The organism is Pseudomonas synxantha (genome assembly GCF_900105675.1).
Taxonomy (GTDB): Bacteria; Pseudomonadota; Gammaproteobacteria; order Pseudomonadales; family Pseudomonadaceae; genus Aquipseudomonas; species Aquipseudomonas synxantha.
The window spans coordinates 5,591,627-5,610,810 of sequence record NZ_LT629786.1 but is presented as its reverse complement, the minus strand read 5'-3'; the positions used below and the strand labels follow the sequence as shown (position 1 = coordinate 5,610,810).

18 protein-coding genes are annotated in these 19,184 nt (G+C 59.5%); 6 read left to right on the top strand and 12 right to left on the bottom strand.

Annotation, left to right across the window (positions count from 1 at the left end; translation table 11 throughout):
- Nucleotides 1-18 precede the first annotated feature (18 nt).
- Complete coding sequence (gene betB, locus BLU48_RS26005) at nt 19-1,491, bottom strand: betaine-aldehyde dehydrogenase (protein ID WP_057022887.1); 1,473 nt, start codon at nt 1,489-1,491, stop codon at nt 19-21.
- A 110-nt stretch (nt 1,492-1,601) separates the two neighbouring features.
- Nucleotides 1,602-2,195 carry a transcriptional regulator BetI gene (betI, locus tag BLU48_RS26000; protein WP_057022888.1) on the bottom strand — a complete coding sequence of 198 codons (594 nt, stop codon included), beginning with the start codon at nt 2,193-2,195 and terminating at the stop codon, nt 1,602-1,604.
- Nucleotides 2,196-2,584: 389 nt separating this feature from the next.
- Between betI and BLU48_RS25995 the strand changes: the two genes are divergently transcribed.
- A complete protein-coding gene (locus BLU48_RS25995) occupies nt 2,585-4,519 on the top strand; it encodes a BCCT family transporter (protein ID WP_231989069.1) in 1,935 nt (644 codons plus the stop codon).
- A 169-nt stretch (nt 4,520-4,688) separates the two neighbouring features.
- On the opposite strand, the gene choV is transcribed toward BLU48_RS25995, so the two are convergent.
- From choV to BLU48_RS25980, 3 genes are all read right to left on the bottom strand, one after another.
- The gene (gene choV, locus BLU48_RS25990) at nt 4,689-5,867 is read right to left on the bottom strand and encodes a choline ABC transporter ATP-binding protein (protein ID WP_043046175.1); all 1,179 of its coding nucleotides are present in this window, start codon (nt 5,865-5,867) and stop codon (nt 4,689-4,691) included.
- The gene (choW, locus tag BLU48_RS25985) at nt 5,864-6,709 is read right to left on the bottom strand and encodes a choline ABC transporter permease subunit (protein WP_046069868.1); all 846 of its coding nucleotides are present in this window, start codon (nt 6,707-6,709) and stop codon (nt 5,864-5,866) included. The genes choV and choW overlap by 4 nt, the downstream gene beginning before the upstream one ends.
- A 66-nt stretch (nt 6,710-6,775) precedes the next feature.
- Nucleotides 6,776-7,723, bottom strand: a complete 948-nt coding sequence (locus BLU48_RS25980; RefSeq protein ID WP_046069867.1) for a choline ABC transporter substrate-binding protein — start codon at nt 7,721-7,723, stop codon at nt 6,776-6,778.
- A gap of 415 nt (nt 7,724-8,138) precedes the next feature.
- Between BLU48_RS25980 and BLU48_RS25975 the strand changes: the two genes are divergently transcribed.
- Together BLU48_RS25975 and gbdR are read left to right on the top strand one after the other, a co-directional pair.
- A complete protein-coding gene (locus tag BLU48_RS25975; protein WP_056846928.1) occupies nt 8,139-9,515 on the top strand; it encodes an L-serine ammonia-lyase in 1,377 nt (458 codons plus the stop codon).
- A 494-nt stretch (nt 9,516-10,009) separates the two neighbouring features.
- On the top strand, nt 10,010-11,113 hold the full coding sequence (gene gbdR / locus BLU48_RS25970) for a choline metabolism transcriptional regulator GbdR (RefSeq protein ID WP_043046168.1): 1,104 nt from the start codon (nt 10,010-10,012) through the stop codon (nt 11,111-11,113).
- An 88-nt stretch (nt 11,114-11,201) separates the two neighbouring features.
- Here the strand turns inward: gbdR and BLU48_RS25965 are convergent, their stop codons facing one another.
- From BLU48_RS25965 to BLU48_RS25945, 5 genes are all read right to left on the bottom strand, one after another.
- A complete protein-coding gene (locus BLU48_RS25965; protein ID WP_032879047.1) occupies nt 11,202-11,465 on the bottom strand; it encodes a hypothetical protein in 264 nt (87 codons plus the stop codon).
- A gap of 252 nt (nt 11,466-11,717) precedes the next feature.
- Nucleotides 11,718-12,194 (bottom strand): thioesterase family protein, encoded by a 477-nt coding sequence (locus tag BLU48_RS25960; protein ID WP_057022890.1) that lies wholly within the window; start codon nt 12,192-12,194, stop codon nt 11,718-11,720.
- Nucleotides 12,195-12,237: 43 nt separating this feature from the next.
- Entirely contained in the window at nt 12,238-13,203 is a 966-nt protein-coding gene (locus BLU48_RS25955; RefSeq protein WP_057022891.1) for an L-carnitine dehydrogenase, read from the bottom strand.
- Nucleotides 13,204-13,284: 81 nt separating this feature from the next.
- Entirely contained in the window at nt 13,285-14,172 is an 888-nt protein-coding gene (cdhC, locus tag BLU48_RS25950) for a 3-dehydrocarnitine:acetyl-CoA trimethylamine transferase CdhC (protein ID WP_057022892.1), read from the bottom strand.
- Nucleotides 14,173-14,243: 71 nt separating this feature from the next.
- Entirely contained in the window at nt 14,244-15,188 is a 945-nt protein-coding gene (locus tag BLU48_RS25945) for a choline ABC transporter substrate-binding protein (RefSeq protein WP_057022893.1), read from the bottom strand.
- A 194-nt stretch (nt 15,189-15,382) separates the two neighbouring features.
- Here BLU48_RS25945 and BLU48_RS25940 point away from each other — a divergent pair, with 194 nt between their 5' ends.
- Both BLU48_RS25940 and BLU48_RS25935 read left to right on the top strand, forming a co-directional pair.
- Nucleotides 15,383-16,327, top strand: coding sequence for a GlxA family transcriptional regulator (locus BLU48_RS25940; RefSeq protein ID WP_057022894.1), 945 nt, complete (start codon nt 15,383-15,385; stop codon nt 16,325-16,327).
- Nucleotides 16,328-16,595: 268 nt separating this feature from the next.
- Entirely contained in the window at nt 16,596-17,036 is a 441-nt protein-coding gene (locus tag BLU48_RS25935; protein WP_057022895.1) for a hypothetical protein, read from the top strand.
- A 7-nt stretch (nt 17,037-17,043) separates the two neighbouring features.
- On the opposite strand, the gene BLU48_RS25930 is transcribed toward BLU48_RS25935, so the two are convergent.
- Complete coding sequence (locus BLU48_RS25930) at nt 17,044-17,460, bottom strand: DUF3010 family protein (protein ID WP_046069857.1); 417 nt, start codon at nt 17,458-17,460, stop codon at nt 17,044-17,046.
- Between the two features lie 188 nt (nt 17,461-17,648).
- Here BLU48_RS25930 and BLU48_RS25925 point away from each other — a divergent pair, with 188 nt between their 5' ends.
- Complete coding sequence (locus BLU48_RS25925; protein WP_057022896.1) at nt 17,649-18,614, top strand: tyrosinase family protein; 966 nt, start codon at nt 17,649-17,651, stop codon at nt 18,612-18,614.
- A 39-nt stretch (nt 18,615-18,653) separates the two neighbouring features.
- On the opposite strand, the gene BLU48_RS25920 is transcribed toward BLU48_RS25925, so the two are convergent.
- Nucleotides 18,654-19,055 carry a lysozyme inhibitor LprI family protein gene (locus BLU48_RS25920; protein WP_043046153.1) on the bottom strand — a complete coding sequence of 134 codons (402 nt, stop codon included), beginning with the start codon at nt 19,053-19,055 and terminating at the stop codon, nt 18,654-18,656.
- Nucleotides 19,056-19,184: the final 129 nt, after the last annotated feature.

Here is a 19,184-nt window from a genome sequence, read left to right as displayed (position 1 = left end):
CACTACAAGGCTCGGCTCTTAGAACACCGAGGCGTAGTCGCCCAGCTCAACCTGTACCGATTTGATGCGGGTGAAATTGTTCAGCGAGCTGATGCCGTTCTCACGGCCCACACCGGATTGCTTGTAGCCACCGACCGGCATCTTGGCGTCGGACTCGCCCCAGGCGTTGATCCAGCAAATACCGGCTTCCAACTGATGAATCACGCGGTGGGCGCGGTTCAGGTCCTTGGTCACAAGGCCCGCAGCCAGGCCGAAGTCGGTGTCGTTGGCGCGGCGGATCACTTCTTCTTCAGTTTCATAGGTGAGGATGCTCATCACCGGGCCGAAGATTTCTTCACGGACGATGGTCATCTCGTCGGTGCAGTCGGTGAACACGGTCGGGGCTACGAAGGCGCCCTTGGCGAAATCGCCATCGGTCAGGCGGTCGCCGCCGCACAGCAGGCGGGCGCCTTCTTCCTTACCTTTGGCGATATAGCCCAGCACGCTTTCCATGTGGGCGAAGCTGACCAGCGGGCCGAAGTTGGTGTTGTCGTCCTGCGGGTCACCCACACGGATGCGCGCAACGCGTTCAAGGATCTTGGCTTCAAACGCAGCCTGCAGGTGCTTAGGCACGAACACACGGGTGCCGTTGGTGCAGACCTGGCCGGAGCTGTAGAAGTTGGCCATCATCGCGATGTCGGCGGCGCGATCCAGGTCGGCATCTTCGAACACGATCAGCGGCGACTTGCCGCCCAGTTCCATGGTCACTTCCTTGAGCGAGGAGCTCGAAGCGCTGGCCATTACCTTCTTGCCGGTGTCGGTGCCGCCGGTGAACGAGACTTTCTCGATGCGCGGGTGCTCGGTCAGCCAGGTGCCGACTTCACGACCGCTGCCGGTCAAGACGTTGAACACGCCTGCTGGAACGCCAGCTTCGGTGTAGATCTCGGCCAGTTTCAGGGTGGTCAGCGAAGTGACTTCGCTTGGCTTGAAGATCATCGCGTTACCGGCGGCCAGGGCCGGGGCGGATTTCCACAGGGCGATCTGGATCGGGTAGTTCCATGCGCCGATACCGGCGACCACGCCCAGCGGCTCGCGGCGGGTGTAGACGAACGAGGTATCGCGCAGCGGGATCTGCTCGCCTTCGATGGCGGGCACCAGGCCGGCGTAGTATTCCAGCACGTCGGCGCCGGTGACGATGTCGACATACTTGGTTTCGGAGAAGGCTTTACCGGTGTCCAGGGTTTCCAGGGCGGCCAGCTCATCGTTACGCTCGCGCAGGATGTCGACAGCACGACGCAGGATGCGCGAACGCTCCATGGCGGTCATGGCAGCCCAGACCTTCTGGCCTTTTTCAGCGCTGGCTACGGCACGCTCGACGTCTTCTTTCGTGGCGCGTTGCACTTGGGCGAGAACTTCACCGTTAGCCGGGTTGATGGCTTCGAAGGTGGCATCGCTGCCAGCGTCGCTGTAGCCGCCGTCAATGTAGAGTTTTTGCAGGTCGAAACGGGCCATAAAGTCCTCGCAAGTGCATAAGTGGTTGGCGTTACCCGCCGAACAGTGGGCCATGGGGTTGTGGCAACACTGAGCGGCGGACGTTCAGGGGTTGAGCGTTTATAAGTGCTCTAACTCACCTGCTTGGCCAATTGGAAATCCATGTATTCGTAAGCGATCCGTTGCGCCTGCTCCGTGTCGAAAGCGTCTCCCGACAGGGCGCCGCGCAACCATAAACCGTCGATCAACGCCGCCAGGCCGCGGGCTGCGCTGCGAGCCTCGGACAACGGCATCGCACGGCGGAACTGGCAGCACAGGTTGGAATACAAGCGGTGATCGTTGATCCGCTGCAACCTGTGCAATGACGGGTGGTGCATGCTGGTGGCCCAGAAGGCCAGCCAGGTTTTCATTGCCGGGCCGTTGACCTGGCTGGCGTCGAAGTTGCCTTCGATGATCACCTGAAGGTGTGCCCGTGGGCTGTCATCCTTCAAGGTGCGCCGACGTTCCTGGACGTTCTCGATCAGCGCATTCATCAAGTAGCGCATGGTCGCTGCGATCAGGCCGTTCTTGTCCTGAAAGTAGTGACTGATGATGCCGTTCGAGACGCCGGCCAGACGCGCAATCAGCGCAATGCTGGCATCTCCCATCCCGACCTGATCGATGGCCGTCAATGTGGCTTCGATCAACTGCTGGCGGCGTATGGGTTGCATACCGACCTTGGGCATGTAGCACCTCTCCTTAGGCCTGCCGATGGACGAAGAACGTCCGTCGGCTTGAGGGCCAGTCTATTTTGTTTTGATTGAACGTTCAATCAACAAAGAATAAGATCTGCGACAAATGGTCGCTACCTACAGATGTTTCCTACCTGCTGGCCGCAACCGCTGACACCTGCAAAAACCCTTGAAACAGGCCATTTCAGAGCCTGATCACCGCTTCGGCGGCTCAAGAATTTTCGGGGTGTCTTTATAACACCCGTCCGTCGACTGCCGAAAAATCGATGTCCCGGGATAACCGCTGCCTTGTGTTTCTCTCTCGCACTGCCTGGAGCATCTGCGCCATGAGTTCTGCCTCTCTTATAAAGACCCCGCCGGAAAAGGTTCGGGTCAACGGTTGGGTGTTCTACACCTCCACCGCGCTGATTCTGTTGTTGACCGCCATCCTGATCATCGCCCCGCAGGAGGCCGGGCGCATGCTCGGCGTCTCCCAGGCCTGGCTTTCCAAAAGCTTTGGCTGGTACTACATGGTGGTCATCGCCGCCTACCTGGTGTTTGTGGTCGGCCTGGCGTTTTCGTCCTATGGAAAATTGAAACTGGGTAGTAAAGACGACACCCCGGACTTCAGTTACGGCGCCTGGGCGGGCATGTTGTTCTCGTCGGGCATCGGTATTTCGCTGTTGTATTTCGGTGCGTCCGAGCCGTTGGATCATTACTTCAACCCGCCCGAGGGCGCTGCGGCCAGTAATGGTGCGGCCCGTCAGGCGCTGCAACTGACCTTCCTGCACTGGGGCCTGCACGGCTGGGCGATCTATGCACTGGTCGGCTTGGCCGTAGCGTACTTTGCCTACCGTCACAACCAGCCGCTGGCCTTGCGTTCGGCGCTGTACCCACTGGTGGGCGAGCGTTGGGTGAAGGGCGCGGCGGGCCACGCGGTAGACGGTTTCGGCATGTTCGTGACCCTGCTGGGCCTGGTGACCAACCTGGGGATCGGCTCGATGCAGGTGTCGTCGGGGCTGGAAAACCTGTTTGGCATGGAGCACAGCAACACCAACCTTCTGATCGTGATCATCGTGATGAGCACCGTGGCCACCATCGCCGCTGTGTCGGGTGTGGAAAACGGCATTCGCCGCCTGTCCAACCTGAACATTGTGCTGTTCAGCGGCTTGCTGATCTTCGTGCTGCTGTTCGGCCCGACCCTGCACCTGCTCAACGGGCTGGTGCAGAACACCGGTGATTACCTCAACGGCATCGTGCTGAAAACCTTCGACCTGTATGTATATGAAGGCGACGGTGCCAAGACCGAACGCTGGATGGGCCTGTGGACCCTGTTCTACTGGGCCTGGTGGATTTCCTGGGCGCCATTCGTCGGCATGTTCATCGCACGTATTTCCCGTGGTCGTACCGTGCGTGAGCTGGTGGCCGGCGTCTTGCTGATCCCGCTGGGCTTTACCCTGGCATGGCTGTCGATCTTCGGTAACTCGGCGCTGGACCTGGTGTTGAACCATGGTGCCGTGGAGTTGGGCAAGACGGCGCTGGAACAACCGTCCATGGCCATCTACCAACTGCTTGAGCATTACCCTGCGTCGAAAGTCGTCATCGGCGTGTCGATCTTCGTAGGCTTTGTGCTGTTCCTGACCCCGGCGGATTCCGGCGCGGTGATGATGGCCAACCTGTCCTGCAAAGGCGGCAATGTGGATGAAGATGCGCCGCACTGGTTGCGGATCTTCTGGTCGGTGGTGATCACCCTGGTGACCATCGGCCTGCTGTTTGCCGGTAACTTCGAAGCCATGCAAACCATGGTCGTGCTGGCGGGGCTGCCGTTTTCGGTGGTGCTGATCTTGTTTATGTTCGGTTTGCACAAGGCCATGCGCCAGGATGTGGCGACAGAACTGGAACAGGCGCAACTGGCTGAGCGTGGCCGCCGTGGTTTCAGCGAGCGCTTGACCGCCCTGGACCTGCAACCGAGCCAGGCCACCGTGCAGCGCTTTATGGACAAGCACGTAACGCCGGCGCTGGAAGAAGCGGCGGTTGCGCTGCGTGAGCAAGGCTTGGAGGTGCAGACCTTGCTGGGCAAATCCAAGCGCTGCATCGGCGTGCGTATCGAGATGCAAGAGGGCAACCCGTTTGTCTACGAGGTGAGCCTGGATGGTTACTCGGCGGCGCCGGCTGACCTGCCTGAAGAAGAACGCACCCGTTACTACCGTGCCGAGGTGTACCTGCACAACGGGCCGCAGGAATATGACCTGATGGGCTTCACCCAGGAACAGATTACCCGGGATGTGCTCGATCAGTTCGAAAGCCATCGGCAGCTCCTTGGCCGGGTCTATAGCTGATAGTTGAAAGCCAGTGGTGTCCTTGCTGATACCACTGGGTCCAAATGTGGGAGGGGGCTTGCCCCCGATTGCAGTGTGTCAGTCAGTACATCTGTTACTGATACACCGCTATCGGGGGCAAGCCCCCTCCTACATTGACCCAGTTTCTTCAGTTGTTTTGCAGTGTTTGTCAGCCCAGATTTTTGCCTAGGAGGGCGTGGTAGAGCTCACTGTCGCCCAGGATCCCCACCACCTTGTTGTTGTCATGCAGCACCAGCTTGTTCCCCGTTTGATAGCGGATCTGCAACGCATCGCGCATGCCGATATTGGAGTCCACCAGGGTTGGGACCCGGCCCAAATCTTCCACCGCTTGCCCCGGTGCCCAGTTCTGCAAATTCATCACCACGCCGTTCTGGCGTGCGCCCTGGATGGTATTGCCTTCAGCCAGGTCCAGCCATGAGTCACCGCCCGGATCCAGGCACACCGAACCATTGACCCGCGTGCAGTTATCCAGGGTGCGCATCAGGCTGCGCCCGCACAGTACATTCAGCGGGTTGGTGTGGGCGACGAAGGTGCGCACATAGTCGTCCGCCGGGTTCAGCACGATTTCTTCCGGCACGCTGTACTGGATGATCTTGCCGTCTTTCATGATCGCGATCCGGCTGCCGAGCTTGAGCGCTTCATCGAGGTCGTGACTGACGAACACAATGGTCTTGCTCAGCTTGCGTTGCAGTTCCAGCAGTTCATCTTGCAGACCCTGGCGAATCAGTGGGTCGAGGGCCGAGAAGGGTTCGTCCATCAGCAGGATATCGGCGTCCATCGCCAACGCGCGGGCCAGGCCGACACGCTGCTGCATGCCGCCGGACAGCTCATCGGGCTTCTTGTTGCGCCATTGGCTCAAGCCCACCAGTTCGAGCTTTTCATCCACCAGGGTGCGCCGTTCTTTTTCCGGGCGACCCTGCATTTCCAGGCCGAAGCTGATGTTCTCGCGCACCGTCAGCCAGGGCATCAGGGCAAACTTCTGGAACACCATGGCGATGCGCTTGGTGCGCATCATTTTCAGCTCGGCCGGGGTGCAGGAGGCGATGTCGATCTGGCGTCCTTCATGCTCCACAAACAGTTGGCCACGGCTCACGGTGTTGAGGCCGTTGATGCAGCGCAGCAGGCTCGACTTGCCGGAGCCCGACAGGCCCATCAGCACACAGATCTCGCCTTTCTCGATATCCAGGCTGGCGTTTTCGACGCCGACAATCTGCCCGGTCTTTTTCAGGATTTCGTTACGGCTCATGCCCTGGTCCAGCAGCTTGAGCGCCTCGCGTGGGTCTTTGGAGAAGATCACGTCGACTTTGTCGAATCGGATAATGCTCATGCATCACCCCCTACTTTAGCGTCGGGTTGTTTGCAGATACGGTCGAGCATGATGGCGAGCAGCACGATGGCCAGGCCCGCTTCAAAGCCCAGGGCGATATCGGCCGTGTTGAGTGCATTGACCACCGGCTTGCCGAGGCCGTCGGCACCCACCAGTGCGGCAATCACCACCATCGACAACGACAGCATGATGCATTGGGTAATGCCGGCGGCGATGCTCGGCATGGCGTGGGGCAGTTCAATACGCGAGAGCAGCTGGCGGCGCGAACAGCCAAAGGCCTTGCCGGCGTCCATCAGCTCTTGCGGTACATCGCGGATACCCAGGTAGGTCAGGCGGATCGGCGCGGCAATCGCGAACACCACCGTGGAAATCAGCCCAGGCACCACACCCAGCCCGAAGAGGGTCAGGGTAGGGATGAGGTAGACGAAGGTCGGTACGGTCTGCATCAGATCGAGTACCGGCCGCATCATGGTGTAGAACATCGGCTTGTGCGCGGCAACAATGCCCAGCGGCACACCGATGACCACGCAGACCAGGGTGGCGAACAGCACCTGGGCGAGGGTTTCCATGGTTTCCTGCCAGTACCCAAGGTTCAGGATCAGCAGGAAGGAGGCGATGACGAAGACCGTCAGGCCCCATTTACGTTGGATAAAGTGAGCCAGCAGCGCAATCAGACCGATCAATGCCAGCGGATTGAACCAGGTCAGCGCAAACGTCACGCCGTGGATCATCGTTTCCAGTGTCGATGCGATTGCATCGAAGTAGTTGGCACCGTTCTGGGTCAACCATTCGACGAAGGCAGCGATGTACTGGCCTAGTGGGATTTTCTGTTCAGTCAGCATGGTAGTGAATGTCCACATGCGAAGGGGGGAAACATCCCGGACCGGCTTAACGGCCCGGGATAGTGGTTACTTGTCCAGGTAGGCTTTGACGGCCTCCAGCCCTGGTTTGCCATCGACGGTGTTGACGCCTGCAAGCCAGGTGTCGAGCACTTGGGGGTTCTTTTTCAGCCACGCCTTGGCGGCGGCGTCGGGCTTCATTTTGTCGTCCAGCACATTGCCCATCAGCGTGCTTTCCATGTTCAGGGTGAACACCAGGTTCTTCAGCAACTGGCCGACGTTGCTGCATTCCTGGGTGTAGCCCTTGCGGGTATTGGTGTAGATGGTGGCCTGGCCGTAGTTGGGGCCGAACGAGTCGTCCCCTCCGGTCAGGTACTTCATCTTGAAGCGGGTGTTCATCGGGTGCGGTTCCCAGCCGAGGAACACGATGGCCTGGTTGCGCTTGGAGGCGCGTTCGACCTGGGAGAGCATGCCGGCTTCGCTGGACTCGACCACTTTGAACCCTGCGGTCTTGAGACCGAAGGCGTCTTTGTCGATAAGGGTCTGGATAGTGCGGTTGCCGTCGTTACCCGGCTCGATCCCGTAGATCTTGCCGCCCAGCTCGTCCTTGAATTTGGCAATGTCGGCGAAGTCTTTCAGGCCTTTGTCGTACAGCGCCTCGGGCACCGCCAGGGTGTACTTGGCGTTCTCCAGGTTGGCGCGTACGGTTTCCACGGTGCCGGCATCACGATACTGCTTGATGTCGTTTTCCATGGTCGGCATCCAGTTGCCGAGGAAGATATCCATGTTCTTGCCGTCGGCCAGGGACTTGTAGGTCACTGGTACCGAAATCATCGTGGTGCGCGGCTTGTAGCCCAGGCCCTTGAGGATTTCGCTGGTGGTCGCGGTAGTGACGGTGATGTCGGTCCAGCCGACATCGGAGAAGTTGACGGTCTTGCACTGTTCCGGTTCTGCAGCGTTTGCCAGGGCTGGCAGACTCAACATGGCGGCCAACAACAACGAGGGTGAAGCTTTCATAAGGCTAGACTCCTGTGTTTTTTCTGGCGGCATTTGCCGCGCTTTATAAGTGTTGCGGTTGGAGCGTGCGACAACAGCTCTGGCACGGTGCCTTGCAAACGAGTCGGAACTGATCATGTACCAGTGAAAATCTGACGCCTACAGGGGGCGTCGTATCCAGTACAGGGAGGGTCGCATCCAGTACCGATGACGTCGCTTACAGGTTTTTCCGAAGGTGAAACCGCTGTTTTTACCCCTCTGCACCGCAAAAAACGGCCGAAACAGGCGTTCGCACGCGAGCGACGCTGGTGAGCATGGATGCGTCGGTGTGAGACGCCGTGAGCGGCGACAAAAGCTTGATGATGCCGCCATCTGGGCGATCTGAGCGTAGCACCTCGTTCAAGCCTGGCCGTGCTTATCGAGGAGTTCTACCGCAATGGCTATCAGTGTTTTCGACCTGTTCAAGATCGGCATCGGGCCTTCGAGTTCTCACACCGTCGGCCCCATGCGCGCCGCGGCGTTGTTCGTCCAGGCGTTGCGTGAACGTGACGTGTTGGAACAGGTGCGGCGCGTCGAAGTTCAGCTCTACGGCTCGCTGTCGGCCACCGGCATCGGCCATGGCAGCGACACCGCAACCATCATGGGCCTGATGGGCGAGTGGCCCGACGCAATCGACCCATCACAGATCGGCGTGCGCATCCACACCCTGCGCGAAACCGACACTCTGCTGCTCGACGGTCGCCTGCCGGTGCCTTTCGTATGGGCGCGGGACATGCGCCTGCTCGACGAAAACCTGCCGTTTCATCCCAATGCCATGACCCTGGTGGTATGGGGCGATGATGGCGAACTGCACCGTGATACCTACTATTCGGTCGGCGGTGGGTTTGTGGTGGATGAGGCCCAGGCCCAGAGCGGAGTGGCGGACATGGACCGCACCGAACTGCCCTACGATTTCTCCAGCGCCGTGGAGCTGTTGCAGCTGTGCAAGACCCATAACCTGCGCGTCGCCGAGCTGATGCTGGCGAATGAAAAAACCTGGCGTTCCGAAGAGGAAATCCGCAGTGGCCTGATGAAGCTCTGGCGCGCCATGCAGGATTGCGTGGAGCAGGGTCTCAAGCACGAAGGCATCCTGCCCGGCGGCTTGAACGTGCGCCGCCGCGCGGCCAAGTTGCACCGCAGCTTGCAGGAACTGGGCAAACCCAATGTGATCGGCTCGACTTTGAGCGCCATGGAATGGGTGAACCTGTTCGCCTTGGCGGTCAACGAAGAGAACGCTGCCGGCGGGCGCATGGTCACGGCACCGACCAATGGTGCGGCGGGGATCATTCCGGCGGTGCTGCATTACTTCATGAAATTCAGTGAGGAAGTCACCGAAGCCAACGTGGTCGACTATATGCTCGGCGCCGCAGCGGTGGGCATTCTGTGCAAGAAGAACGCCTCGATCTCCGGGGCTGAAGTTGGCTGCCAGGGCGAGGTCGGTTCAGCCTGCGCCATGGCCGCGGCCGGCTTGGCCGAGATTCTTGGCGCCACGCCGGAGCAGGTGTGCAACGCTGCTGAAATTGGCCTGGAACACAACCTCGGCCTGACCTGCGACCCGGTGGGTGGGCTGGTGCAGGTGCCGTGCATCGAGCGCAATGCAATTGCGGCGGTCAAGGCAATCAACGCGGCGCAAATGGCCCTGCGTGGCGACGGCCAGCACTTCATCTCGCTGGACCGGGTGATCCGCACCATGCGCGATACCGGCGCGGATATGCATGACAAGTACAAAGAGACTTCGCGGGGCGGGTTGGCAGTGAGTGCTGTCGAGTGTTGAGACCGAGTCGCCTGCATCGGGGGCAAGCCCCCTCCCACATTTTGATCTGTGAACAGGGTCCAAAGGTGGGAGGGGGCTTGCCCCCGATAGCGGTGGTCCAGCCAACACTGCTCAAAAAGTGAACATTCCAACCAAAAACGCCACCTTTTAGCGCGTCGCAAATAGATAAGTAGCTTCCGAACTATTCCTACACGATCACCCGTGCAATGTGCTTTGGGTGACAGACTTCTCCTACGCTCGCAAAGCGCCTTCCCACAAGTGCTACCGATCTGCTCACACCCCTTGAACATCACTCGTTATGCGACCTGCCGGGCACTCCAGGCGCGGGCTTATATAGACGCGTCAACAGGTCGTTTTCAGGAGTTATTGAATAGCCATCCAATTTAGGCATGGCATTTGCTCTATCAATTCAAAGCGTCGCCTTCCTGAGGACGACCGCCATAACAAGAGCCTCGCCTGAGGCCAACACCCGCTTTGTGTGAGGAGATACCGCGATGACGTCGTTCAACTCCGGGGCCCAACCCCAGAACCGTGCGCCTCAATCCATCGGCTTTTTGCTGCTGGACAATTTCACGCTGATTTCCCTGGCTTCGGCAGTGGAACCGCTGCGCATGGCCAACCAGTTGTCCGGGCGCGAGCTGTATCGCTGGACGACCCTGAGCGTCGACGGCAACCAGGTATGGGCCAGCGATGGCCTGCAGATCACCCCCGATGCCTCCATGCATAAAGCGCCGGCCCTGGACATTGTCATCGTGTGCGGCGGCGTGGGTATCCAACGCACCGTCACTCGTGAACATGTGTCGTGGCTGCAAAGCCAGGCGCGCCAGTCCCGGCGCCTCGGCGCGGTGTGTACTGGCAGCTGGGCGCTGGCTTGCGCGGGTTTGCTCGACGGTTTTGATTGCAGTGTGCACTGGGAATGCCTGGCGTCGATGCAGGAAGCCTTCCCGCGGGTGTCCATGAGCACACGCCTGTTCACCCTCGACCGCAACCGCTTTACCAGCTCCGGTGGCACCGCGCCGCTGGACATGATGCTGCACCTGATCAGCCGCGACCACGGGCGTGAATTGTCGGCGGCTATCTCCGAGATGTTTGTGTACGAGCGCATCCGCAACGAACAAGATCACCAGCGCGTGCCACTCAAGCACATGCTCGGCACCAACCAGCCGAAGCTGCAGGAAATCGTCGCGCTGATGGAAGCCAACCTGGAAGAGCCGATCGACCTGGATGAACTGGCGGTATATGTCGCCGTGTCGCGTCGACAGTTGGAGCGGCTGTTCCAGAAATACCTGCATTGTTCGCCATCGCGCTACTACCTCAAGCTGCGCCTGATCCGCGCGCGGCAATTGCTCAAGCAAACGCCGATGTCGATCATCGAAGTGGCGTCGGTGTGCGGGTTTGTCTCCACGCCGCACTTCTCCAAGTGCTACCGCGAATACTTCGGCATACCGCCGCGGGATGAACGCGTCGGCTCCAATACCACCCAGCAGGTGGCGATGATGCCGATTCCGCAGGCGTTGGTGCTGTCACCGTTGTCGGGGCCGATGTCGGCGTTGAGCCAGGCCAGGAATGAATCGACGTTTGCCAGTGTAAGGCTTTAAACCGGGTCGCCTGCATCGGGGGCAAGCCCCCTCCCACAGGGGAATGCATTCCAAAGGTGGGAGGGGGCTTGCCCCCGATAGCGATCTGTCAGGCGCCCGAATTCTGTTTGAACTGCATCAAAGCCGGCAACAACTGCTTGTCGATCGCCTGCCTTACCGCCGGCAAAATCGTCGCACTGCCGCTGTACATCTTTTCAACCATACCCTTGAGCGCTTTGGCCCGCGCCTCGCTCAAACCGCGCACCGCACACTCGCAAGCCTGCTCGGCGGTGGTACCACTGGACACTTCAAAACCCAGCGAGCGTAGTTGGCTCAGCAGGTCATCCTGGTCAATCAAATCCGCGTGCATCATGACGTTCATCCTGGTGTAGGGAGCGGGAACTGACTTGGATTCTGGTAGGGCCCCGGCCGGTCGGCAAGGGCAGAATCAACGAATGGCTCGGATGGCTATGAACAGGTCGTTTTCGGGTCACTCACCTTTAGAAGGATTCGGCACACTCAATCCCAGGCACGCAGCTTGATGGTTTGGTCACCCTCGGGATGCACGGCTCACACAAGGCACTCTGCCCCGATCCAGTCACGGCTGGACCGGGGGTTTTTTTGCTCAGTTCCTGACCGGCAAACCGATGACGCGGCCGAGGAGGGCAGGTTTTGGCAGCTCGGCCTGTTCGGCGCTGATGGTCGTGAGTTTTTCCAGCGTGGCCGCAGTGAACGGCGCCGCGTGCGGGCCGGCGAGGTCAACGTGCAGCAACATCTGTTCGTTACCCGCCAGCTCGCGGTCTTCGCCCACTCGATACAGGCTGTGGTAGAGGTGCAGGCGCTTGGCGTCGTGGGCGATCAGTTGGGTGCGCACCTGCACCTCGGCGTCGAGTTTCACTTCGTGCAGGTAATTCAGGTGCAGCTCCAGGGTGAACAGCGAGTGGCCGCTGGCGTCCCGGTTGTCGGTGTCCAGGCCCAGGGTGTCCATCAGCGCATCGGTGGCGTAGCTGAAAATCAGCAGGTAGAACGCGTCGCGCAGGTGGCCGTTATAGTCCACCCAATCGGGACGGATGCGAGTGGTGTAGGTGGTCAGTGCGGGCATGGCATAAATTCCGGTTATGAACTCGATCACATGTGGGAGAGGGTTATTCGGCGAAGGTCATACCGTGTTTGGCTTTAGTAACCTTGACGGCCTCCAGCACTGCCAGCAGACAATCATCACGATAGCGCTCCAGCGCCGAAATGCTGTGGCTGCCCAATTGGTCACGGGTGCCATCGACCACATCATCGATCAATTTGTCGGTCAGTTCAGGCGCTGGAAGATAAGTCCACGGCAACTGCAACGCCGGCCCGAACTGCGCCATGAAGTGGCGCATGCCGGCATCGCCGCCCGCCAGGGTGTAGGTGAGGAAGGTGCCCATGAACGACCAGCGCAAGCCGGCACCAAAGCGAATCGCGTCATCGATTTCGCCGGTGGTCGCCACGCCGTCATTGACCAGGTGCAGCGCCTCGCGCCACAGCGCTTCGAGCAAGCGGTCAGCGATAAACCCAGGCACTTCCTTGCGCACATGCAGCGGGCGCATGCCGAGGGATTCATACACCTTGATTGCAGCCTGGATCGCTTCGGGGGCGGTGTTTTTGCCGCCGACCACTTCCACCAACGGCAGCAGGTAGACCGGGTTGAACGGGTGGCCGACGACGCAGCGTTCCGGGTGCGTGGAACCTTCGTAGAATTCGCTCGGCAAGAGCCCGGACGTGCTCGAACCGATCAGCGCATTGGGCTTGGCCGCCGCGCTGATCCGGCTATGTAGATCCAGTTTCAGTTCCAGGCGCTCCGGGGCGCTTTCCTGGATGAAGTCGGCATCTTTGACGCATTCTTCGATGGTGCTCACAAAGCGCAAGCGGTCTTGAGATGCACCAGGCGCCAATCCTTGTTGCTCAAGGGCACCCCAGGCGTTGGCGACGCGTTTGCGCAAGGCAACCTCGGCTCCGGGCGCCGGGTCCCAGGCCACTACGTCCAGGCCATGGGCCAGGGCGCGGGATACCCAGCCGCTGCCGATTACACCGCTGCCCAGGGCAGCGAAGGTTTTGATTTCAGTAATAAAGCTCATTGGCGAATTTCCTGAAGTATTCAAGGTTCTGTTTTGGAATCAGCTCAATGTGGGAGGGGGGCTTGCCCCCTCCCACATTTTTTAACCGCGCTGGGTCAGGCCCATCTTGATTCGGCCTTCGGCCGGGGTCATGACCCGTGCCCCCAGACTGCTGAGGATTTCACTGGCGCGTTCCACCAGTTGACCGTTGGTGGCGAGTACGCCTTTGTCCAGCCACAGGTTGTCTTCCAGGCCGACCCGTACGTTGCCGCCCAGCAGCACCGCTTGCGCCGCCATCGGCATCTGCATGCGGCCAATCCCGAAGCCGGCCCACACCGCGTCGGCGGGCAGGTTGTCGACCATGGCTTTCATGGTGGTGGTGTCGGCCGGCGCGCCCCAGGGGATGCCCAGGCACAGTTGGAACAGCGGGTTATCGAGCAGGCCTTCCTTGATCATCTGCTTGGCAAACCACAAGTGGCCGGTGTCGAAGATTTCCAGTTCGGCCTTTACGCCCAGCGCCTGGATACGCTTGGCACCGGCCCGCAGTTGTGCCGGGGTGGACACGTAAATGGTGTCGCCATCGCCGAAATTGAGGGTGCCGCAGTCCAGGGTGCAGATCTCCGGCAGCAGCTCCTCGACGTGGGCCAGACGGGTCAGCGGGCCGACCAGGTCGGTGTTGGGGCCGAATTCCATCGGGTTCTCGCCGCCACCGATTTCCAGGTCGCCGCCCATGCCGGCGGTGAGGTTGACGATGATGTCGATATCGGCCTCACGGATGCGCTCCATCACTTCGCGATACAGCGCCACGTCGCGGCTGAACTTGCCGGTTTGCGGATCGCGCACATGGCAATGCACCACGGTGGCGCCCGCCTTGGCCGCTTCTACGGCGGCGGCGGCGATCTGTTTGGGTGTGACCGGCACATGCGGGCTTCTGGCGGTCGTGTCGCCAGCACCGGTGAGTGCGCAGGTGATGATGACGTCGTGGTTCATGGGCGGTTCCTTACGGGCGTGGTGGTGCCGTTCGCAGCCGTGACGGGCTGCGAAGCGGTGATGAAAAAAGGTTATTGGTTGGTCAATTGCAGATTGGTCGCAGCCGGTTTGCCGTCAAAGGTGGTCACCCCTTCCAGCCAGCGCGCCTTGTCCTGCGGATGATCCTTGAGCCACTGCCTGGCGGACTCCAGGGCGTCCTTGTGATCCAGCAACGGCTGCATCATCCGGCTCTCGTCGGCGGCGGTGAACGTCAGGTTGGTCAGCAGTCTGTGCACGTTGGGGCACTGCTGGGCATAGGTCGGCGCGGTTACGGTCCAGACGGTGGCCTTGCCTTCGTTCGGGCCCAGGGCATCTTCGCTGCCGCTGAGGTAGGTCATCGCCACGTTGATGTTCATCGGGTGCGGCGCCCAACCGAAGAACACCACGGCTTCCTTGCGCCGCACGGCGCGGTCCACGGCGGCGAGCATGCCGGCCTCGCTGGACTCCACCAACTGGAACTTGCCCAGGCCGAACTGGTTCTTGGCGATCATCGCCTTGATCTGGGTGTTGGCGCCGGAGCCTGGCTCGATGCCGTAGATCTTGCCGCCCAGCTCTTTTTCGAACCTGGCGATGTCGGCAAAGGTTTTCAGCCCCTTGTCCGCCAAGTAGGTGGGCACCGCCAGGGTGGCGCGGGCGTCTTCCAGGCTGGGCTTGTCGAGGACCTTGACCTGCTTGGCATCGACGAACGGCGTGATGGTCTGGGTCATCAGCGGGTTCCAGTAGCCGAGGAACAGGTCCAGGCGCTGGTCGCGGATCCCGGCGAAGATGATTTGCTGGGAGGCGCTGGTTTGCTTGGTCTTGTAGCCGAGGCCGTCGAGCAGCACTTGAGTCATGGCGCTGGTGGCGATTACATCGGTCCAGTTCACCACGCCCATGCGCACGTTCTGGCAAGAAGCGGCGTCCGCTGCCATGACGTGGGTACTCAAAATAGCGCTGGCGCTGAGTGCAAGTGCACAGCGGCTGATCAGTCGGTTCATGGTGGATCCCTCGGCAGGTCGTTATTGTGGGTTCCGGCGTCTTTGTGCGCCGTGGCATCAAGTTACGCAGCTTGAGTGCCAACAAAACGCACGGCGGCGACCGACTCTTGCACTGCAGCGACCTGTGCTCTTGAATGGCTGGTTGAACTGGCGTATCACAGTGACCACGCTGCCCGTACTACGAGAGCGCCACCATGTCCCAGGATTTCTACTTCCTGCTGATGCCGGGTTTTTCGGCCATCGGCTTTATCTCCGCACTGGAACCGTTGCGGGTTGCCAACCGCTTTCGCGGCGAGCTGTACCGTTGGCATATATTGAGCGCCGATGGCGGCGCGGTGCTGGCGAGCAATGGCATGTCGGTCAACGCTGACGCCGCGCTGGAGCCGCTGAAAAAAGGCGCGACGTTATTGGTGGTGGCCGGCTTCGAACCTCTTCAGTTCGCCACTCCCTTGCTGGAACACTGGCTGCGCCGTCTCGATCATGACGGCGTAACCCTCGGCGCCATCGACACCGGTGCCTGCGTGCTGGCCGAGGCCGGCCTGCTCGATGGTCACCGCCTGACCTTGCACTGGGAAGCCATCGACGCCTTCAAGGAGTCCTATCCACACCTGAGCGTGACCCAGGAACTCTTCGAAATCGACCGCCGCCGCATCACCTGCGCCGGTGGTACGGCGTCCATCGACCTGATGCTCGACCTGATCGCCCAGGCCCACGGCCCGGAGTTGGCGATCCAGGTCTCGGAGCAATTCGTACTGGGGCGCATCCGCCCACGCAAAGACCACCAGCGCATGCAGATCGCCACGCGCTATGGCATCAACAACAAGAAGTTGGTGCAGGTGATTGGCGAGATGGAGCAACACACTGAACCGCCCCTGAGCACCCTGGCCCTGGCCGAGGCGATCAAGGTTACCCGGCGCCAGCTGGAACGGCTGTTTCGTCTGCACCTCAACGACACGCCGAGCAACTTCTACCTCGGCCTGCGCCTGGAGAAAGCCCGGAAACTGCTGCGCCAGAGCGGCATGAGTGTGCTGGAGGTGAGCATTGCGTGTGGGTTTGAGTCGCCGTCGTATTTCACCCGTAGCTATCGAGCCAGGTTTGCCAAGTGCCCGAGAGAGGATCGGCGACAGGAGATGGTTTGACGCGAATTATAGTCAATTATGGTGGTGACTATAATTGGATTCAGCGCTTGTGACGTGGTGTGTTTGGTTGTTACTGCAACGAAATTTCGGATAAGCCGGCGTAAAAAAACATTTGGTACGTGGGAATTTTCTTATTTTCTGTCGTTAACTACGACGTATAGAAAGTTGCTGCTAACGTCCTATGGGCTTGAAGTCGCTCTTGGCTCGGTGCTTTGAAAGTTAAGGCGCGTGTGCTGGGAGCGTCACTACTTAACCATAAGAGGTTGGCATGCTGAAAAAACTAGTTGCTGCGATTGTGTTCGTTTCTACCCCAGTTTGGGCTGCTCCGGCTCCGGCTCCGGCTCCGGCACCCTTCACCGGAGCCGATTACAGCGGGCGTTATGAATGTAACGGCCAGGATAAACATATTGGCAACTTCAAGGGTGTTGTCGATATGAAGCTCGACGCCAAGCAAAGCACTGGCAAGTACGCGGCTTACACCTTCACCCTGACCCTGGAGGACAAGTCCCGCTATGACGGCATGGCCGCCGGGACCGCAGATACGCTGGGCATCTACTTTGCCCATACTGACCCAGCCTTGAAAGACTTTGGCGTGGGCGTGGCACAAGTGACGCCAACCCCAGACGGTAAAGTGTCCTTCGTTAAGTATTATTACGGCCCTGAATACGAAGGCGGCGGGCACGGCCTGGAACACTGCGTCAAAAGCTGATGTGCGGTTATTTCTTCATCAGGCATGAGCAGGCTGTCTTATACGCCTCGTGCTGATACTTGTTGAGCGTCGCGGGCAGATCAAAGGTGTGCTTCTTGTTCTGTGCATTGATGGTCTGCGGCGACAGCAGCGTCACTTCAACGCCCTCCAGTAATTGAAACACCCCTTCAATCTTGAACGTCGTCGGCCCGCCGGCGAATTCACCTTTTTTGCTGCGCTTCTTGATCGCGATGCGCTGGATGCCGTTGTCCTGCACGAAGGCCTTTACCTGGGCGGCGAAGGCTTTGACGTTGGCTGCCTCATCGTCGTCATCGAGGGCGATTTTCTTGGTGGCCAGGGCGACGTGGGTCAGCGCCTGGTTGTCCAGGGCGGCGAGGGCGATGATGGCTTCGCTGCCTTTGATTTCGATGCCGCAGAGAGTCATGGACGTTGCCTTAAACGCGAGAAGAAGTCGTGCATGGTAACAGGCTCGGCGAGGTGCAGAGGTTTCGACCATTTGTCGGAGGTAGTGCCTGAACTGTCAGATCTGACAGTAGATCTTAGTGGGACCCGCATCTAGATTCGGGACAGGAGTTCTCGTAGCTCCACGCCTTCCTACAAAGGAGTTGCGCAATGAAGATACGTAAGGAAATTCGCACATTGAGCGGGCATGAGTGGATGGAATTTCTCAATGCGTTGTTGGCGGTCAAAGCCGCGAAAGAATACGACAAGTTTGTCCATTGGCACCACGCAGTAATGGTACCTACTGTCCATCCTCATGAACCCCAGGACCCCGACTATCGTAACGGTGCGCACTTGGGCCCTGCCTTTTTGCCTTGGCACCGTGAAATGTTGCTGCAGTTGGAAGCGGTCATTCTGCGCGTCACTCAAAAAGAAATAGCGATCCCTTACTGGGATTGGACACTGGACGCGGCAGAGCCCTGGATCTCACCGGTATGGGGGCTGATAGGCGGTAACGGTGATCCTAAAGATTACTTCAGGGTGCAAGATGGACCCTTTGCACACAAATTTAATAATTGGGACGTACCCGGGTATCCGCAAGACGGTCTACCAGAGCCGGGTCTGAAACGGCAGTTTGGGCAATGGGTCTTTACGTTGCCGACGCCTGACGATTTGAACAAGGCAATGAACGAAGAAATCTATGACGAGCCCTATTACAACGCCAGCCCGTTCAATCGAGGTTTTCGAAACCGTCTGGAAGGTTGGATTACCCAGAAGGGTGACCCGCAAGTCACCACCCCGGGTTCGCAGTTGCACAATCGAGTTCACCTGTGGATCGGTGGCAACATGCTGGCGATGACCTCACCTGAGGATCCGGTGTTTTTTCTGCATCACTGCTTCGTCGACAAGGTCTGGGCCGATTGGCAGGCGAAGATGGAGCTGGGTAAACCCACCCTGGCACCTCATTATTGTCCAATGGAGGGTGGTCCGCCTGGGCACAATTTCGATGACGTACTCAAACCCTGGACCAATCGTATCCGCGATGTAATGGATATCACCGCATTGGATTACGCCTACGATCCCAGCCCTCCATTGGTATTGCCCAAGCCCCGCTTCAAGTCACCCTTCATGACTTGAATGTAAGGGTGTCCCCCATGGCATGGCTGTGGGGGGCATTTACTCCTGCCCAATCGACTCCAAAAACTCCGACCGCTCATCACTCATCCGGGCCAGGCAATCATTCTGCGCAATCGCGTATTCCTTGCTGCCATTCACCGCCGGGAAGGTGTCCACCGCGCAATCGGCGTCACGCAGTTTTTCCCACTTCTGCTGGGCGTCCTTCAGACGAGCGGTAATGTCGGCCAGCTTGGTCTTGTCGCTGCCATAGATCGAACCCATGCGTTCCAGCAGGCCCTGGTAGTTATCCTTGAGCAGTTGCTCGGCAGTGGTTTTGTTGTAGGCGGCGCAGGCCAGGGTCTGTTTGTCGTTTTCGATGCCGTCGCACGGTGTGCTGTCGGTGTCTTCGGCTGCGTGGGCGGTGGTTGCGATGAGTGCCAAAGCCAGGAAAATCGATTTCATTGCGCCGTCTCATATCAGGTGATGCGCAATTCTGGCTCAAGCGTAAGACAAAGAACAGCCGCCCAGCAGGCATGTCTACATAGCCTTTATCGCGGATTGACGCTTTCGGCAATTCCCCTGTCGTTTTTG

Coding starts and splice junctions, on each gene's coding strand:
- betB (WP_057022887.1), bottom strand. CDS start 1,491: ATGGCCCGTTTCGACCTGCAAAAACTCTACATTGACGGCGGCTACAGC.
- betI (WP_057022888.1), bottom strand. CDS start 2,195: ATGCCCAAGGTCGGTATGCAACCCATACGCCGCCAGCAGTTGATCGAA.
- choV (WP_043046175.1), bottom strand. CDS start 5,867: ATGAGCATTATCCGATTCGACAAAGTCGACGTGATCTTCTCCAAAGAC.
- choW (WP_046069868.1), bottom strand. CDS start 6,709: ATGCTGACTGAACAGAAAATCCCACTAGGCCAGTACATCGCTGCCTTC.
- BLU48_RS25980 (WP_046069867.1), bottom strand. CDS start 7,723: ATGAAAGCTTCACCCTCGTTGTTGTTGGCCGCCATGTTGAGTCTGCCA.
- BLU48_RS25975 (WP_056846928.1), top strand. CDS start 8,139: ATGGCTATCAGTGTTTTCGACCTGTTCAAGATCGGCATCGGGCCTTCG.
- gbdR (WP_043046168.1), top strand. CDS start 10,010: ATGACGTCGTTCAACTCCGGGGCCCAACCCCAGAACCGTGCGCCTCAA.
- BLU48_RS25965 (WP_032879047.1), bottom strand. CDS start 11,465: ATGATGCACGCGGATTTGATTGACCAGGATGACCTGCTGAGCCAACTA.
- BLU48_RS25960 (WP_057022890.1), bottom strand. CDS start 12,194: ATGCCCGCACTGACCACCTACACCACTCGCATCCGTCCCGATTGGGTG.
- BLU48_RS25955 (WP_057022891.1), bottom strand. CDS start 13,203: ATGAGCTTTATTACTGAAATCAAAACCTTCGCTGCCCTGGGCAGCGGT.
- cdhC (WP_057022892.1), bottom strand. CDS start 14,172: ATGAACCACGACGTCATCATCACCTGCGCACTCACCGGTGCTGGCGAC.
- BLU48_RS25945 (WP_057022893.1), bottom strand. CDS start 15,188: ATGAACCGACTGATCAGCCGCTGTGCACTTGCACTCAGCGCCAGCGCT.
- BLU48_RS25940 (WP_057022894.1), top strand. CDS start 15,383: ATGTCCCAGGATTTCTACTTCCTGCTGATGCCGGGTTTTTCGGCCATC.
- BLU48_RS25935 (WP_057022895.1), top strand. CDS start 16,596: ATGCTGAAAAAACTAGTTGCTGCGATTGTGTTCGTTTCTACCCCAGTT.
- BLU48_RS25930 (WP_046069857.1), bottom strand. CDS start 17,460: ATGACTCTCTGCGGCATCGAAATCAAAGGCAGCGAAGCCATCATCGCC.
- BLU48_RS25925 (WP_057022896.1), top strand. CDS start 17,649: ATGAAGATACGTAAGGAAATTCGCACATTGAGCGGGCATGAGTGGATG.
- BLU48_RS25920 (WP_043046153.1), bottom strand. CDS start 19,055: ATGAAATCGATTTTCCTGGCTTTGGCACTCATCGCAACCACCGCCCAC.